Origin of the sequence: Pseudomonas sp. St316, from assembly GCF_018325905.1 — a bacterium.
GTDB lineage: Bacteria > Pseudomonadota > Gammaproteobacteria > Pseudomonadales > Pseudomonadaceae > Aquipseudomonas.
Window position 1 is genome coordinate 2,155,938 of the sequence record NZ_AP021901.1, and the last position, 14,299, is coordinate 2,170,236.

Below are 14,299 nucleotides of genomic sequence, written 5' to 3' on the forward strand. Positions count from 1 at the left end.
TCAGAATCCTCCATGAATGCCAAATGACTGCCACGGCATTTTCGTTAAGCCGCAGCAAGTCAGTACCACTCGTTACAAACTGTCTTTTTTGGCAGCAGGTGATTGCGCCAGAAACTCCGCGATCAGCGATGCAACCTGCTCCTGAATCACCCCCGATCACGGCCGCCATCCCCGTCTCGACAAATAATGCCATCCCCCGGGACGTCCTCTTCGAGCATCCCCTGCGCACCAGGTTTACACATCGACATGAAGCTGAAATGGCTTGCGTCTTTGATCTCGACGTAACGGCTTGTCGCGGGTGAAAGTCGCTTGGCCAGGTTGGCAGACTCCAACTCAGCAGGAAGCTCTCGCGACGGTACGCCAGCAGCGATCACCAGGGTGGGGACAGGCAGCGCGGCCAAGCTTTGATCGGTCATGCCCCGTGAAAGGCCCAGGTCCAATGTCACCACCGCAGTAACGCGTTTATCGCGCCAATCGGCGGCCAGTTCGGTCTTTGCTTGCGAGGTGCTGGCGGGGTTCATCTGCTGGTAAACGGTGCAGCTGGCTAGCTGCGAGTGGCTTTTACAGTCTTGGGCAAAGCGCTCTGGATCGAAGCGAGCGCCGGCGATCTCCAGGGCGGTCCAGCCGCCGAGTGAATGGCCCACGGCTGCAATTCGGCCATTGGCGACCCGGCCAAACTTTTCAGGTTGGGTCGTGACCGCATCAATGGCTCGACGCAGGTCAACAGGCCGCTGCCATAACTGCGCTGCTGCTTGGGGGCTGCGGTCATGGGTGGTGCTGCCGGGGTGGTTGATGGCAGCGACGATGTAACCCTTGCGGGCCAGCGCGCTGGCAAGCCAGATCTGATTGCTCCAATTGCCCCGGTAGCCGTGGGAGAGCACCACCAATGGATGTTCACCAGCAGTGGGCGGCGCGTTACGCACGGCAGACGCGCCGACAAACACCGCATTGTCGGCGATCAGTTCTGCGGTTGCGGTGGTTGCGCCGGGGTACCAGACAACCATCTCCAGTGCGCGGCCATTGTGCGGATCCGGCAGGGTGGAAGATTGGAAACCGACGGGGTTTTCGTCAGCCAATGCGGTGGTCGTCAGGCAGGCCAACAACAGGGTGCCGAAAGCTGTTCTCAATGTCGTTTCTTCCTTGATTAGACGAAGGGGTTGTCGATAAGCACGGGCATTAAAGCCCAGATTCGAATCGCTGCGCATCACTTTCATCAACCCGGGAAACTAGTTCCCGAAAGCAAACTCCGACGGTGCGAATCGGTCGCGGGTGTCCATACGAATATTGCGCAGCGCCATGGTTTGCAGGTGTGAGGCGTAGAGCGATTCCGAGAAATAGCTGATCAGGATGGAGCGGCGGCGTGTGCCGATCACGTTCAGGCTGCCCGCGTGCACCAGATCGACATCGAACACCAGGATGTCACCGGCGCCGCCTGAAAGCTGTACGCAACGTGACTCGTCAGTGAAGTCGAAGGGTGGGGCGTCCGGCTCGGGGCGGTGGCTGCCGGGGACGATCCGTGTCGCGCCGTTTTCGGGGCCGTAATCGTCGAAGAAGGCCAGGGCGATGGCGATGTCGCCTGGCCGTTGGGCTGATAAATCGCGATGCAGTTGTTGGTGGCCGCCATCGGCCAGGGGCTCGCGGCCTTCCACTTGGGAGAGGAAGAACCGTTCGCCGATCAATTCACCGGCCACCGCCAGTAACTGGGGTAGACGGCACACGGTCTGAATTTTTGAATCGTCATCCAACATCGAATGGCGCCAGTCCATGCCACGGGGCACTGGCCATTGATCCGACGGCCGCACACCCGCATCGAACACGGCGCGCAGGTCAGCCAGCCACTCGGTCGGGATCGCTTGACGGAGCAGGGCGTAGCCGTCTCGATGGAGTTGTTTGCGGTTAGCCATGGTTTTTTTCGACTTCCTTGTTCGGACCTTTGGAAGGCTAGTATGCAAACCAAAGTGGGACCACCAGTCCCTACAACGCAGTTTCAAGCGGGAGCAAGCTCCCTCGCCGCAGGTTGTCGGTTGGCAGGCTTGTAGCGTGGAGCCAGCCGGTGCCGCATCTGATCTTCGCGCAATCACATCCATCACGTCGCACCCATCACGCAGCGGGATGCAGCAGCGTTGTGCCAGATCTTGAAGGTAACGACATGTAGGAAATTTCTGTAGCCTTACCGCCATTATCTGCCCGTTACCCCCATTTGCCCCCCCGACGCATCCCACAATCCAATCGCGCATTCCCACCCGGCGCGGGATAATACGGGCCTGCTTGGGGTCACAGTCACAAGCTTTTCCCCCTCGTTGGTATTGGCGGATCAGAAGGATCGAACGCTATGACAGATTGGCTCCAGAGCTATGGAGATATGGCTGAACGGGTTCGCCGCCATCCTTGGGAGGACACGCCGCTCGGTCCGCCTGCGCAGTGGCCTGATGTATTGAAGACCACCGTGGCGCTGAGCCTCGCCTCGCATTTTCCCCAGGCCATCGTATGGGGGCCGGACCTGATCACGCTGTACAACGATGCGTTCCTGCCGATCCTTGGCAACAAGCCTGAGGCGCTGGGCCGGCGGTTCGATGAGGTGTGGCAGGAGGTCTGGAGCGATATCGAGCCGATTGCGCGTGCTGCCTTCGATGGGCAAGCGACTTATATAGAGAACTTTCCCTTGATCATCGAGCGTGGCGGCGGTCCTGAGCAGGCTTATTTCACGTTCTGCTACAGCCCCATTCGTGACCAGTTCGGCAAGGTCGTGGGTATGCTGGATACGGTTACCGAGACCACTTCCACGGTGTTCATGACCCAGCGGCTGGCGGTGCTCGATGCCATCGGCAATGCCGTGGCGAACGCCACCGACCCGCAGAGCATCATGGCAGCCACCTCACGGATCCTGGCGGCGCATTTGAACCTGTCCAATTGTGCCTACGCGGACATGGATGAGGACGAAGACGGCTTCACCATTCGTGGTGATTGGGCCAGGGTGGGTTCGCCCCATATCCTTGGGCATTATCGACTGGCTGATTTTGGCCGACTGGCGGTCGCTAACCTGCGGGCCGGCAAGCCGCTGGTGATCAACGATAACCTCAAGGAACTGGAGCCGGAGGAAGCGGCGACGTTCCAGGCCATTGGCATCGCGGCCACCATCTGCGTGCCGTTGATCAAGGGCGGGCGACTGACCGCGCTGATGGCGATCCACGATAAAACCCCGCGCGCCTGGTCATCCAACGACTTGGCGCTGCTGATGGAAGTCACCGAGCGATCCTGGGCCCACATCGAGCGCGCCCGTGCCGACGCTGCCGTGCGCGAAGGCCTGGCGGCCCTTGCCGAATTGAACGCGACGCTGGAAGAGCGGGTCGAGGAGCGCACCACGCGTTTGAAACAGACCGAAGCGGCGCTGCGCCAATCGCAAAAGCTCGAAGCCATCGGCCAGCTCACCGGCGGCGTGGCCCATGACTTCAACAACCTGTTGACCATCATTCGTTCTTCGGTCGACTTCCTGCGCATGCCCAGCCTGTCCGAGGAGCGCCGGCAACGCTACATGACGGCGGTGTCCGAAACCGTGGAGCGCGCCTCCAAGTTGACCAGCCAGTTGCTCGCGTTTGCCCGGCGCCAGCCGTTGAAGCCGCAAGTCATCGATGTGGGCAAGCAAGTGCAGAGCCTGGGGGACATGCTGCAAACCGTTACCGGGGCCCGGATCCAGGTCCACGTCGAGTTGTGCGATCGGTCTTGTTACATCCGGGCGGATCTGAGCCAGTTCGAGACGGCGCTGATCAACATGGCCCTCAATGCCCGGGATGCCATGAATGGCCAGGGCACGTTGTGGCTTCGGCTCAGTTGTGGCGCTGGCATGCCGCCGATCCGTGGTCATGCCGGGGCGGAGCAGTCCTTTGCTGCCATTGCCCTGGCGGACACCGGTACCGGTATTGACTCGCCGGTGCTCGAGCATATCTTCGAACCCTTCTTTACCACCAAGGAAGTGGGCAAGGGCACGGGGCTGGGCTTGTCCCAGGTGTTTGGCTTTGCCAAGCAGTCTGGCGGCAACGTCGATGTTTCGACCGTGGTGGGCGAGGGCACGGTGTTCACCTTGTACCTGCCGGAAGTGGCGCCCGAGAAGAACCATGAGCCTGTCCGGGAAGAGCACACGCATCTGCTGCCGGAAAAGGGCAAGCGTCGGGTGCTGATCGTGGAAGACAACCTGGAGGTGGGGCGTTTTGCCAACCAGATCCTCCAGGACCTGGGCTACGAAACCGCCTGGGCGACCAACGCCGAGCAAGCGCTGGAAATGGTCGGCCCGGATGCGATGGCATTCGACGCGATATTTTCTGACGTGGTGATGCCGGGTATCAGCGGTATTGCCTTGGCCCGGGAGCTGCGCCAGCGTCGCCCGGATCTGCCTGTGGTGCTCACTTCCGGTTACAGCGAAGAGTTGGCCCACAGTGGTCATGAGGGCTTTGAGTTCTTGTCCAAACCCTATTCGGCCGATCAGGTTTCCCGGGTTTTAAACCGGACGATACTGGGGGCTGAATGAGTGTTTCCTTTTTGAAACAGTGAGTTCCATTCGTCGGCCAGGGGCTTTGTTGAATCAACAGTCTGTTGATGACCGGCTAGTCTCATTGTCGTGAAGGTCGATATTGTCAGGCAACCGGATGTTGCCGGTATGGGCCTCGATGAAGGGGAAAGACATGGGAGCACCGTATAGCGAGGAGAATACAGCTGCGTATCCGATCAACGAAGGGTTGCAGTGTGGCCAGTCGGCCTATCATGCGGACTTCGGTGATGAGCCAATCAAGTCCATCAGGACGAAGGTGGCCAAAGTGCAGCGAGGGGAGAAAGCCAAGTTCTTGCCCAAGGTCCCGGTCAGAAAGTGACGGCGGATAATGGTCAGCGTTTGCTTCGCCGGGCTACACCCGGCAGGAGCTGCCGAAGGTTGCGATTTTTAGATCTTTCGCTTTGGATTCAATTGGCAGGGGAGACATCGCCGCCTCGTTGCACTCGACAGCACCTACAGGGCGTAGCCCGGCGGGAGCAATATCTGGCCACGGCATCTCGGTTTTTGCGTAAATATTTTTCATCTTTTTTCAACTGGCGTTTTCTTTCACGTTTCTTTCACAAGCAGGTACGTAGCCTGAGCTCATCCGTTAGAAAGCAGTACCTGCCCGTTTCCCCAGCGGGCTTTTTTTTGCCTGTCATAAAATAAATCACCGTTTCGTTGTCCAACCGTCATGGCTGACGCTATCTGGCGTAAACTCGCGCCCGCGTGCAGCGGCCATTTCTCCCCGATGCGGCATTCTTGAGGTTTCTATCATGCGTTTGACTTTGTCCACCTTGGTACTGGGGTTGGTGGTTGCCCAGGGCGCGATGGCTGCCGGCGACGGTACCGCCGCGGTCGGCGGTGGTCTGGGCGGTGTGTTGGGCAACGTGGTCGGCCAGCAGATGGGCGGCAGCACTGGCGCCGCGATCGGCGCGGGCGTTGGCGGCGCAGCCGGCAGTGCGGTGGGCGCTCGCAAGGGTAGCCGTACCGAAGCGGCCATTGGCGGTGGCTTGGGTTCGGCCGGTGGTTCGATTGTCGGTAACCGTTTGGGCGGCTCCACTGGCTCCACCATCGGCGCAGGCATTGGCGGCGCGGCCGGCGGCGCGTTGGGCAGCAATCTGTCCAATGACAACGACCGTCACTCCGGTGGCAAGAAGTACAAGCACAAGAGAAGGCATCGTTAAGCGGATGCTTGGATGAACAGATCCGGCCTTTTGCCGTAAGCCTGTTCACTTAGAAAAACGGCGCTTCTTTCAGAAATGGGAAGCGCCGTTTTTTTGCGCTTTTTTTGGTTCAAGGGCTGTCGAGATCAAGTACCCAAGGCAGGAGCCACAGACAGGTCCAGTCCCTATGCAACTGCACCATCGCTATCGCGAGCAAGCTCGCTCCCACATGGGGGGCGGGTGTTCACAGCATTTGCACACGACACAAAAACCTGTGGGAGCGAGCTTGCTCGCGATGAGGCCGGCACATCCAACATCTATGTCACTCCAACCCTGAACCCCCCTAAAAACGGCAAATCAAAATCTCTGGAACGATTGGCGTTCGCCCGCCTCGAATTCATACATCCATCAGCAATTGCGAGGTATGCCATGACGCCGCAAACGCAAGGCAAGGAAGAGAACGATTCCTCGGGTGCGCCTGTCGTCAATGACCCGGGCAATGAAGACCCCGGTTCCCTGATGGATGACGCCCAGGTTCCCTTGATCGAGGATGAAACCCCGGAATACCCGCTGCCTTCGCCCACCAACTCCCTGAGCCGCGACCAGCGTCCACCCGATGACGATGCGGGCGTCGAGCAAGTACCCAGTGACGATGAGGATGTCGAGGCGACCCCGGATGATCCGGACATTGCCGGTGACGACGCCTCCGGCACGCCGAGCTGATCGCAGGCCCGCCTGTCGATTCAGCGGCACCATCGTTCCGCCACGCGTGCCACATATCAGGTAAGTATCTTGAAAAGGAGACTCACCATGATGAAGTCCAACATGACCGCGCTGACACTCGCCGGGATTCTTTCGATCGGTTCACTGGCCGCTTTCGCACAATCTTCGAACGACACGCCCCCCGTGGACAAGGGCGGCATGCCACCTTCTTCGGAAATGGAGGCCGGCTCCACTTCCGGTGCCAGCGGTAACGCCTTGCCCCCGGGCTCGGTGAGCGGCGGCAATGGCGGCGATGCCAGCGGCAGCACTACCAGCCCCGGTACGGGCAGCGGTTCGATGAGCGGAGGCAGCACGATGGGCGGTGCCGACGCCGGCGGTGGGAGCAACGGAGGAACCGGTACCAGCGACAGCGGCGACAGCTCGGGCGGCAGTGGCTCGGGGGCGGGCGGCTCCGGCAGCTCAGGTCAATAACTGTCCCTTCACACCCTCCGCTTTTGTGGCGAGGAACCTTGCTCCCGCTGTGTTGCGTAGGCGCTGTGTAGGCGCTGTGTAGGAGCTGTCGAGTGCAACGTGGCTGCGATCTTCCCCAAGCCACTTGAGTCCCAAGCGAAAAGATCAAAAGATCGCAGCCTTCGCCAGCGCCTACAGAACCGAGCGGTAGCAAGCTCTCTGGCCACGGACCCCGGCCATGGATTTCCCATTGCCGGTTCCAAGCCCCCTTCGTTATCCTGCTGAATCCTTTAAGGCGAACACGCGACCCTGGCCGCACCTGAGCCATCCCTGGAATGTTGTGTTGATAACGGATCAGATGCGATGAATGCACCCCTGAAAGAGTTTGGCCCGATCAAGGCTGTGATTTTCGACATGGATGGGCTGTTGCTGGATACCGAGGGGATCTACACCGAGGTCACGTCCATCATCGCCGAGCGCTACGGGCGCACGTTCGATTGGAGCGTCAAGCAGAACATCATCGGGCGCGGCGCCACGGACCTGGCCAATTATGTGGTCCAGGCGCTGGAATTGCCGATCACCCCCGAAGAGTTCCTGGTCATCCGCGAGCCCTTGATGCGCGAGCGCTTTCCTCATGCCCTGGGGATGCCCGGTGCCGAGGAACTGGTGCGGCATCTCAAAGCCCACAACGTTCCGATTGCGGTGGGCACCAGTTCGTCGAGCCCTACGTTTGCACTGAAAACCACCTTGCACCGGGACTGGTTCGCGCTGTTCGACTTTATCGTGACGGCAGATGACCCTGAAGTCGGTGCGGCGAAACCGGCGCCGGATATCTTCCTCACGGCTGCCCGGCGCCTGGGTGTCGAGCCGCGTGACTGCCTCGTGTTTGAGGATTCGCCGTTCGGCGTGACGGCCGCGAAAGCCGCCGGCATGACCGCCATTGCCATTCCGGATTCGGCCATGGCGGATGAAAAGTACGCTCACGCCGACGGGATCATTCGCTCCTTGAAAATGTTCCAGCCCAGCCTTTGTGGTCTGCCGGAGTTGGAGTGGGCCTGACACTGTCGCGCTACACAGCAAAACGCCGTTCATGGTTAAAGCCATGACCGGCGTTTTTTCATGCCTGTATCAGGCGCCAAAACCACCGTCGATGGTCAGGCTGGCGCCGGTGATATAGCCGGCTTCCGGCCCTGCCAGGTAAGCGACGAAGCTGGCGATTTCATCGACGTTGCCGTAGCGCCCGACGGCCATCAGCGACAACAGGCTGGAGGCGAAGTCGCTGTCGGCCGGGTTCATGTCGGTGTCCACCGGGCCGGGCTGCACGTTGTTGACGGTGATGCCGCGCGGGCCGAGGTCACGGGCCAGGCCTTTGGTCAGGCCCACCAGCGCAGCCTTGCTCATGGCGTATGGTCCGCCGCCGGCGAAGGGCATGCGGTCGGCGTTGGTGCTGCCGATGTTGATGACCCGACCCCCTTCGCCCATGTGCCGCGCAGCGGCCTGGGTGGCGATGAATACGCTGCGCACGTTGATGGCCAGGGTCTGGTCGAAATCTTCGAGTTTGAATTCATCCAGCGGCCCCATCGCCAGCACGCCAGCATTGTTGACCAGGATATCCAACCGGCCAAAAGCCTCGACGGTGGCCGCGACGGCGTTACGGATGGCCTCGGCGTCGGCACTGTCGGCCTTGATCGCCAGGGCCTTGCCGCCTGCTGCGGTGATGCTGTTCTGCAGTTCTTCAGATTTTGCGCCAGAGCTGACGTAGGTGAAGGCCACGGCGGCGCCTTCTGCTGCCAGGCGTTTGACGATGGCGGCGCCGATGCCGCGAGAACCGCCCTGGATCAGGGCGACTTTACCGCTCAGTGTTGGGTTACTCATGATGATCTCCAAAAAGTGCCGGGGCGAGATGCCGCGGTGATGGAGCGAGTATCAAGAAGGTGCGGTGGGCTGTGTAGACCGCCATTGCTATAGTCTGTCTAAACCAAAAGTTTAGAGTGAGGCTCATGGAGACCTTCAACAGTATCGAATGCTTCGTGCGCAGCGCCGAAGTCGGCAGCTTTGCCGAGGCGGCGCGACGTTTGAGCGTGACCCCTGCCGCAGTGGGTAAAAGCGTCGCCAAGCTGGAGGCGCGGATGGGCGTACGCCTGTTTCAGCGCAGCACCCGTAGCCTGAGGCTGACCGAAGCCGGCCAGTTGTTCCTGGGGGAAGTCGGCAGCAGCTTCAACACCATCCAGAACGCCGTCGCCAACCTGGCCAGCGCCGGAGGGCAACCGGCGGGAACGCTGAAGGTGAGCATGGGCACGGCGTTCGGTCGATTGTATGTCGTGCCGTTGCTGGGGGCGTTTCTGCAACGCTACCCGGCGATCAACCCGGACTGGCATTTCGATAACCGCCAGGTGGACCTGATTGGCCAAGGCTTCGATGCCGCCATCGGCGGTGGTTTCGAGCTGCCGCAGGGGGTAGTGGCGCGCAAATTGACGGTGGCTCATCGGGTGCTGGTTGCCTCCACCGACTACCTGCAAACCCATGCCGTGGTGACAGAGCCGGAAGATCTTTCGCAGCACCAGGGCATTCTGATTCGCTCGCCACAAACCGGGCGGGTCCGTTCCTGGCAACTGACCAGCCGCAATCGGGAACACAGCCCGCTGACGCTCAAGACGCGCATGACCATGAGCGATTCGGAAGCCGACTGCGCCGCCGCCGCCCAAGGGCTGGGCATCGGCCTGGTGAGCATGCCGATCGCCGTTCCCTTTCTGGAAACCGGGGCGCTGCAGCGGGTGCTGCCGGACTGGTATGTCGACGATGGCAACATCTCCATCTACTACGCCGAACACAAGCTGTTGCCGGGCAAGACCCGGGCGTTCGTGGATTTCATCATCGAGCAATTTGCCGAGCAGGGGTTGGCGCGGCGGTTCAGTGCGGTTTGAGACAGGTCTGGTATTGAGTTGACCCTAATCGCGAGCAAGCTCGCTCCCACAGGGTTAGTAGTGTTCACAAAAGGTCTGATCACCACCAGTCAAGTGTGGGAGCGAGCCTGCTCGCGATTGCGGCCAACTCGGTCTAAAGCCGTGAACTCACCGCCCAAACCGCCCCGGCCAGCCAATGATGGTCTTGGGCCGAGGCGTCGCGTAGGTGCGCACTTTCGACGTCGACAAACCCAGCCGCACCAGCGCTTCGGCAATGGTCACCGCGGCAGTCACCCCATCGACCACCGGCACGCCGGTGCGTTGGCGGATCTGCTCGTCGAGCCCGGCCATGCCACCGCAGCCCAGGCAGATCACTTCGGCCTTGTCCTGGCTCACTGCCAGTTCGGCCTGCTGCACGATGGCTTCAACCGCCCGTTGCGGATCCTGCTCCAGTTCCAGCACCGCCAGGCCGCTGGCCCTTACCGAGGCGCAGCGGTCGAACAGGCCGGACAGCTTGAGCCGATCTTCGATCAGCGGCACGGTGCGGTCCAAGGTGGTGACTACCGAGTAAGCGTGGCCGAGGAACATGGCGGTGCTGGCGCCGGCATCGGTGATGTCCACCACTGGCACGTTGAGCAGTTCCTGCAAGCCTTCACGACCGTGTTCGCCATAGCCGGCCTGGATCACCGCGTCGAACGGCTGGTCGTAGGACATCACCCGGTCCATCACAGCGATGGCCGCCAGGTAGCTTTCAAAATTGCCTTCGATGGAGTCGGCACCGAAATGCGGCGTGAGCCCGACGATCTCGGTGCCCGGCGCGGCAACGGCCTGGGCCTGCCGGGCGATGGCCTGGGTGATGGATTCGGTGGTGTTGACGTTGACCACGAGAATTCGCATGAGCTGTCCTCCTTGATAGATAAAAGTGAGCGGCCCGAACCTGGCGGGCCGTTTGAGCGATCAATGATTGACGTTATCCACAGCGATGGACTCGCCGCTGACGTCCTCGTAATACGGTTGGCGCTTGGCGATGATCAGGTACAGCAGCCCTGCAATCGAAGCGCCAATCAGCCAGGAAAACGGTGAAACGCTGTCAAAACCCGGCACCAGCGCCAGGATGATTGCGATCAGCGCCGCCGGAATGAACGCCGCCACCGCACGCAGGTTGACCCCATTGCTGTAGAAATACGCCCCATTTGGGTCCTCGCTATACAGTTGCGGCACGTTGATGCAGCCTTTTCGCAGCAGCCAGTAGTCGACCATGATCACGCCGTACAGCGGCCCGAGCAGGGCGCCAAGGCCGGACAGGAAATACACGATCACCAGCGGGCTGTTGTAGAGGTTCCACGGCAGGATCAGCACGGCAATGGCGGCGCTGATCAACCCGGCGCGGCGGAAGGTCAGGTACTTGGGCGCCAGGTTGCTGAGCACAAAGGCCGGGGCGACGAAGTTGGCCATGATGTTCACTGCCACGGTGACAATCAGGAAAGCCAGGCAGCCCAATACGAGGAAGAAGGTGTTGGGGATCGAGGCAATCACCTGGGTTGGGCTTTCAATGATTTGCCCATTGATCTGGAACTGCGCACCGCAGAGCAGGATGGTAATCCCGGCAAACACCAGGATGTTCACCGGCAGGCCCCAGAAATTGCCGACGATGATGGTTCGGCGGCAAGGCGAGGAGCGGGCGAAGTCACAGAAATTGAGAATCAAGGTGCCGTAGATCGACAGCCACAGTGCACCACCGGCAAAGATATTGCGCCACATCTCGCCACCGGTCAGCGGTTCGCGGATCGACCAGGCAATGGTGGCGTCGGCCTGGGTGTACATCCAACCGGCCAGGGCCGCGACGGTCACCAGGATCACCGGCCCGGCAAAACCTTCGTAGCGGCGCACCGTTTCCATGCCGTAGGCCAGGATCACCAGTTGCACGAACCAGATAGCCACGAAACACACCCAGCCCAGGCTCGACAAGCCGAGGATCGAGTCGTGGTCGTAGGCGGCGAAACCGGGGTGGATCGCCACCAGCAACACGCGCAACACCACCGACGCCAGGTAGGTCTGGATACCGAACCAGGCAATGGCGATGACCGCCCTGATCAAGGCCGGAATCTGCGCGCCATGGATCCCGAAGCTGATCCGGCTGATCACTGGGAACGGCACCCCGGTTTTCTGGCCCATGTAGCCGGACAGGTTCATGAAGCCATATACCAGCGCCGCGCCTATCCCGAGGGACAGCAAGATCTGCCAGCCACCCAGGCCCAGGGCATAGAGGCCGATGGCGAAGGAGTAGTTGGCGATGTTATGCACGTCGTTGGTCCACAGCGCAAAGATGCTGTAGCGACCCCAGCGTCGACCTTCGGCCTTGGTCGGCGCCAGGTCGTTGTTGTGCAGCCTCGGGCTCAGTGCCAGGGACGCGGCAGCGTTGTCGACGGTCGTGGTGGTGGAGGGCAGATCCAGCGCGATGTTATTGGAGAGACTTGTACGCATTCCGGCAGGCTCCTGATTCTCGGCGCAGCGATGACTGTGCATGAGCGCAGGGCTCGACAAATCTTCGTCGCGGCGGGCGAGCATCATTGATTACGGGGCATCTGCAGCCTGTACGGGATAGGGCGCTTCAGGCTTGCGGATCTAAAGTGTGTGTATGTTTTATATAAGTTGTATACAAAACATGTTTCGACTTAAGCCAGATCTATGCCACTCACGGATCTATTCGAGCAAGCGCTAATTTCGTTTCGTTATGATGTTTTATTAAGTAACTGAAATACCGTGATTTAAAACTGACCGTTTAAACAGGTATTTATTTTTTGGCGAGCGTCATTGGTATGAGAAGGGCAGGCGAGGGGCGAAGGTGTGTGTAACCTTTGGGGGCAGTAACGTAGTAAGTGCACACAAAAATGCCACTTGTAGTGACATTTTTGTGTACAGGTGCGGCGGACGTTTAGACGGTCTTGGATTTGGCGATGATGTTCCCGGCGTGCAGCCCGCATTCTTTCTGCGTGGCTTCTTCCCACCACCAACGGCCTTCGCGCTCGTGCTGGTTTGGCAGCACCGGGCGGGTGCAGGGCTCGCAGCCGATGCTGATGAAACCGCGTTCATGCAGGCTGTTGTAAGGCAGTTCCAACATGCGGATATAACCCCAGACTTCTTCGCTGGTCATCTGCGACAGGGGGTTGAACTTGTACAGGGTGCGCTGCGGAGTGGAAAACGCCGTGTCGATTTCCAACACTGCCACCTGGCTACGAGTGCCGGGGCTCTGGTCGCGGCGCTGGCCGGTGGCCCAGGCGCGCACATCGGTCAGTTTGCGGCGCAGGGGTTCGATCTTGCGGATGCCGCAGCACTCGCCGTGACCGTCCTTGTAGAAGCTGAACAGGCCTTTTTCCTTCACGAAGGGTTCAAGTTTCGTGTAGTCCGGCGAAACCAGCTCGATGTCGATCTTGTAGTGCTCGCGCACCTGATCGATGAAGCGATAGGTTTCCGGGTGCAGGCGGCCGGTGTCGAGGCTGAATACCTTGACGTTCTTGTTCAGTTTCCAGGCCATGTCCACCAGCACCACGTCTTCGGCGCCGCTGAAAGATATCCACAGCTCGTCGCCAAATTCGGCGAAGGCCAGTTTGAGGATGTCCTGCGGGGACTTGTTGGCATAGGTCGTGGCGAGTTCCACGACGTCAAACGATGGGCTCATCAGGGCGGTTTCCTACAGGTCGGTGGCGCTGGGCGCTCTATATGGGGCTGATGGTAACAAAAGCTGTCGGGGCTGGCGCGTTCCTGTGCGTTGCGCGGGCTTGGACGAATGGCTAGAGTCGGCAAGCCTTTTGTTCGCTCAACCGATAAACATCAAAAAAAATGGGAGTGTCTTGTGGAAATTGCCTGTCTCGACCTGGAAGGTGTACTGGTCCCGGAGATCTGGATCGCCTTCGCTGAAAAAACCGGGATTGACGCCCTCAGGGCAACCACTCGGGACATTCCCGACTACGATGTGCTGATGAAGCAACGGTTGCGCATCCTCGATGAACACGGCCTCAAGCTTTCCGACATCCAGGAAGTCATCGCCACCCTCAAACCACTGGACGGCGCCATCGAATTCGTCGACTGGCTGCGCGAGCGCTTCCAGGTGGTGATTCTTTCCGACACGTTCTACGAATTTTCCCAGCCGTTGATGCGCCAGCTGGGGTTTCCGACGTTGCTCTGCCATCGGCTGATTACCGATGACACTGGCCGGGTGACGGGCTACCAGTTGCGTCAGAAAGATCCCAAGCGCCAATCGGTCCTGGCGTTCAAGAGCCTGTACTACCGGGTGATTGCAGCGGGGGATTCCTACAACGACACCACGATGCTGGGCGAAGCCGACGCCGGGATATTGTTCCATGCGCCTGAGAACGTGATCCGTGAATTCCCGCAGTTCCCGGCAGTGCACACGTTTGCCGAGTTGAAGCAGGAATTCCTCAAGGCCTCGAATCGCAATCTCAGCCTGTAAGTAAAACTCTGTGGGAGCGAGCTTGCTCGCGATGGCGGTGGTCCAGCCGGCATTGATGTCGACT

Annotated in this window: 13 protein-coding genes and 1 pseudogene; 7 read left to right on the top strand and 7 right to left on the bottom strand. The window is 60.2% G+C overall.

The window, feature by feature from the left end; genetic code table 11:
- Window positions 1–72: 72 nt before the first annotated feature.
- Together KI237_RS09835 and KI237_RS09840 are read right to left on the bottom strand one after the other, a co-directional pair.
- Window positions 73–1,127, bottom strand: a pseudogene (locus tag KI237_RS09835) (alpha/beta hydrolase family protein).
- Window positions 1,128–1,226: 99 nt separating this feature from the next.
- Entirely contained in the window at window positions 1,227–1,904 is a 678-nt protein-coding gene (locus KI237_RS09840; RefSeq protein ID WP_212799651.1) for a phytanoyl-CoA dioxygenase family protein, read from the bottom strand.
- A 428-nt stretch (window positions 1,905–2,332) separates the two neighbouring features.
- Between KI237_RS09840 and KI237_RS09845 the strand changes: the two genes are divergently transcribed.
- Complete coding sequence (locus KI237_RS09845) at window positions 2,333–4,522, top strand: GAF domain-containing hybrid sensor histidine kinase/response regulator (RefSeq protein ID WP_212799652.1); 2,190 nt, start codon at window positions 2,333–2,335, stop codon at window positions 4,520–4,522.
- A 373-nt stretch (window positions 4,523–4,895) separates the two neighbouring features.
- On the opposite strand, the gene KI237_RS09850 is transcribed toward KI237_RS09845, so the two are convergent.
- A complete protein-coding gene (locus tag KI237_RS09850) occupies window positions 4,896–5,066 on the bottom strand; it encodes a hypothetical protein (protein WP_212799653.1) in 171 nt (56 codons plus the stop codon).
- Between the two features lie 232 nt (window positions 5,067–5,298).
- Between KI237_RS09850 and KI237_RS09855 the strand changes: the two genes are divergently transcribed.
- From KI237_RS09855 to KI237_RS09870, 4 genes are all read left to right on the top strand, one after another.
- Window positions 5,299–5,709 (top strand): glycine zipper domain-containing protein, encoded by a 411-nt coding sequence (locus KI237_RS09855; RefSeq protein WP_212799654.1) that lies wholly within the window; start codon window positions 5,299–5,301, stop codon window positions 5,707–5,709.
- Between the two features lie 498 nt (window positions 5,710–6,207).
- Window positions 6,208–6,411: a hypothetical protein gene (locus KI237_RS09860; protein WP_212800580.1), complete on the top strand. Its 204-nt coding sequence runs from the start codon at window positions 6,208–6,210 to the stop codon at window positions 6,409–6,411.
- 87 nt (window positions 6,412–6,498) lie between these two features.
- The gene (locus KI237_RS09865; protein WP_212799655.1) at window positions 6,499–6,882 is read left to right on the top strand and encodes a hypothetical protein; all 384 of its coding nucleotides are present in this window, start codon (window positions 6,499–6,501) and stop codon (window positions 6,880–6,882) included.
- 342 nt (window positions 6,883–7,224) lie between these two features.
- Entirely contained in the window at window positions 7,225–7,920 is a 696-nt protein-coding gene (locus KI237_RS09870) for an HAD-IA family hydrolase (protein WP_014339428.1), read from the top strand.
- A gap of 69 nt (window positions 7,921–7,989) precedes the next feature.
- Here KI237_RS09870 and KI237_RS09875 read toward each other — a convergent pair whose 3' ends face one another.
- The gene (locus tag KI237_RS09875; RefSeq protein WP_212799656.1) at window positions 7,990–8,736 is read right to left on the bottom strand and encodes a 3-oxoacyl-ACP reductase family protein; all 747 of its coding nucleotides are present in this window, start codon (window positions 8,734–8,736) and stop codon (window positions 7,990–7,992) included.
- Window positions 8,737–8,861: 125 nt separating this feature from the next.
- Between KI237_RS09875 and KI237_RS09880 the strand changes: the two genes are divergently transcribed.
- Window positions 8,862–9,785, top strand: coding sequence for a LysR family transcriptional regulator (locus tag KI237_RS09880; protein WP_212799657.1), 924 nt, complete (start codon window positions 8,862–8,864; stop codon window positions 9,783–9,785).
- 147 nt (window positions 9,786–9,932) lie between these two features.
- On the opposite strand, the gene KI237_RS09885 is transcribed toward KI237_RS09880, so the two are convergent.
- The 3 genes from KI237_RS09885 to KI237_RS09895 all read right to left on the bottom strand — a co-directional run bounded on the left by KI237_RS09885 (window position 9,933) and on the right by KI237_RS09895 (window position 13,443).
- Window positions 9,933–10,661 carry an aspartate/glutamate racemase family protein gene (locus KI237_RS09885; protein ID WP_018600232.1) on the bottom strand — a complete coding sequence of 243 codons (729 nt, stop codon included), beginning with the start codon at window positions 10,659–10,661 and terminating at the stop codon, window positions 9,933–9,935.
- Between the two features lie 60 nt (window positions 10,662–10,721).
- Window positions 10,722–12,248: an NCS1 family nucleobase:cation symporter-1 gene (locus KI237_RS09890; protein ID WP_212799658.1), complete on the bottom strand. Its 1,527-nt coding sequence runs from the start codon at window positions 12,246–12,248 to the stop codon at window positions 10,722–10,724.
- Between the two features lie 451 nt (window positions 12,249–12,699).
- Window positions 12,700–13,443 (bottom strand): phosphoadenylyl-sulfate reductase, encoded by a 744-nt coding sequence (locus KI237_RS09895; RefSeq protein ID WP_212799659.1) that lies wholly within the window; start codon window positions 13,441–13,443, stop codon window positions 12,700–12,702.
- A 174-nt stretch (window positions 13,444–13,617) separates the two neighbouring features.
- Between KI237_RS09895 and thrH the strand changes: the two genes are divergently transcribed.
- A complete protein-coding gene (gene thrH, locus KI237_RS09900) occupies window positions 13,618–14,235 on the top strand; it encodes a bifunctional phosphoserine phosphatase/homoserine phosphotransferase ThrH (RefSeq protein WP_212799660.1) in 618 nt (205 codons plus the stop codon).
- The last annotated feature ends 64 nt before the right edge of the window (window positions 14,236–14,299 follow it).

What these genes read in the sequence shown, in the direction of transcription:
- KI237_RS09895 (WP_212799659.1), bottom strand. Translation starts at nt 13,443, where the DNA reads ATGAGCCCATCGTTTGACGTCGTGGAACTCGCCACGACCTATGCCAAC.
- KI237_RS09860 (WP_212800580.1), top strand. Translation starts at nt 6,208, where the DNA reads ATGGATGACGCCCAGGTTCCCTTGATCGAGGATGAAACCCCGGAATAC.
- KI237_RS09850 (WP_212799653.1), bottom strand. Translation starts at nt 5,066, where the DNA reads ATGAAAAATATTTACGCAAAAACCGAGATGCCGTGGCCAGATATTGCT.
- KI237_RS09855 (WP_212799654.1), top strand. Translation starts at nt 5,299, where the DNA reads ATGCGTTTGACTTTGTCCACCTTGGTACTGGGGTTGGTGGTTGCCCAG.
- KI237_RS09845 (WP_212799652.1), top strand. Translation starts at nt 2,333, where the DNA reads ATGACAGATTGGCTCCAGAGCTATGGAGATATGGCTGAACGGGTTCGC.
- KI237_RS09840 (WP_212799651.1), bottom strand. Translation starts at nt 1,904, where the DNA reads ATGGCTAACCGCAAACAACTCCATCGAGACGGCTACGCCCTGCTCCGT.
- KI237_RS09875 (WP_212799656.1), bottom strand. Translation starts at nt 8,736, where the DNA reads ATGAGTAACCCAACACTGAGCGGTAAAGTCGCCCTGATCCAGGGCGGT.
- KI237_RS09885 (WP_018600232.1), bottom strand. Translation starts at nt 10,661, where the DNA reads ATGCGAATTCTCGTGGTCAACGTCAACACCACCGAATCCATCACCCAG.
- KI237_RS09890 (WP_212799658.1), bottom strand. Translation starts at nt 12,248, where the DNA reads ATGCGTACAAGTCTCTCCAATAACATCGCGCTGGATCTGCCCTCCACC.
- KI237_RS09865 (WP_212799655.1), top strand. Translation starts at nt 6,499, where the DNA reads ATGATGAAGTCCAACATGACCGCGCTGACACTCGCCGGGATTCTTTCG.
- KI237_RS09880 (WP_212799657.1), top strand. Translation starts at nt 8,862, where the DNA reads ATGGAGACCTTCAACAGTATCGAATGCTTCGTGCGCAGCGCCGAAGTC.
- KI237_RS09870 (WP_014339428.1), top strand. Translation starts at nt 7,225, where the DNA reads ATGAATGCACCCCTGAAAGAGTTTGGCCCGATCAAGGCTGTGATTTTC.